1 protein-coding gene is annotated in these 1,270 nt (G+C 63.2%); it reads left to right on the top strand.

Translation table 11 applies throughout. The features are described from left to right. Positions 1 to 65 precede the first annotated feature (65 nt). A protein-coding gene (locus NKI24_RS35745; protein WP_352750892.1) for an IS3 family transposase occupies positions 66 to 1,252 on the top strand; the annotation gives its coding sequence in 2 pieces (ribosomal slippage) (positions 66 to 318 and positions 318 to 1,252; 1,188 coding nt in all). Positions 1,253 to 1,270: the final 18 nt, after the last annotated feature.

A 1,270-nucleotide genomic window follows, 5' to 3' on the forward strand; every position in this document is an offset into this window, starting at 1 on the left:
TGACCTGCCACGGGTAATTTCCTCCATCTGAGATTAGAGTCCGGCCTCGATTGAAGGACGGACTGATGAAGAGAAAGCGGTTTACGGAAGAGCAGATCATCGCGGTTCTGCGTGAGCACGAAGCGGGGGCGAAGGCGGGCGACCTGGCGCGCAAGCATGGGATCTCCGAGGCGACGCTGTATAACTGGAAGGCGAAGTATGGCGGGATGGACGTCTCCGATGCCAAACGGCTGAAGGCCTTGGAAGACGAGAACGCGAAGCTGAAGAAGCTGCTCGCCGACCAGATGCTGGAAGCCTCGGCACTGCGCGAGCTTCTGTCAAAAAAATGGTAGGGCCCGCCGCCAAGCGCGAAGCCGTCGCGCATCTGCAGGCCACGATGGGCCTGTCGGAGCGTCGGGCCTGTTCCTTCGTCGACGCCGATCGTAAGATGATCCGCTACCAGTCTCGCCGAGCGCCAGAGGTGGCACTGCGCGGCCGGCTACGCGACCTGGCCAACGAGCGCCGGCGCTTCGGCTATCGGCGGCTGTTCATTCTGCTCAGGCGCGAAGGCGAGGCATCGGGTATCAACCGCATCTACCGGCTATACCGCGAAGAAGGACTGGCCGTGCGCAAGCGACGCTCCAGGCGCCGAGCGGTAGGAACGCGGGCACCGATCCTGGTTCAGGCGAAGCCGAACGCGCGCTGGTCGCTGGATTTCGTCCATGATCAGTTCGCCTGCGGCCGGCGCTTCCGCGTCCTCAACATCGTCGACGACGTGACGCGCGAATGCCTGGCTGCGATCCCGGACACCTCGATCTCCGGCCGCCGGGTGGCGCGTGAACTGACGGAACTGATCGCCCGGCGCGGCAAGCCGGGCATGATCGTCTCCGACCACGGCACCGAGTTCACCTCAAACGCGATCCTCGCCTGGTCGAAGGATCATCAGGTGGAATGGCACTTCATCGCGCCGGGCAAGCCGATGCAGAACGGCTTCTGCGAAAGCTTCAACGGGCGGATGCGGGACGAGTTGCTGAACGAAACCCTGTTCTTCGGCCTCGACCATGCCCGAACAACCATCGCCGAATGGGCAGACGACTACAACCGATCGCGCCCACATTCGGCGCTCGGATACATCACGCCTGCGGCTTATGCCGCCAATCTCACCGCAACGGACGATCGGCTGCGCAACCCCGACCAGCTCCGCCGATCACCCGTTGCTCAACCCGCGCCATACGGCGTAAAACCCGCCGAGGCTCTAACTGCAGCCGGATGAAAATTCAGTGGCAGGTCA

This window comes from Mesorhizobium sp. M0701 (genome assembly GCF_040320365.1).
In the GTDB taxonomy this organism is placed as follows: Bacteria; Pseudomonadota; Alphaproteobacteria; order Rhizobiales; family Rhizobiaceae; genus Mesorhizobium.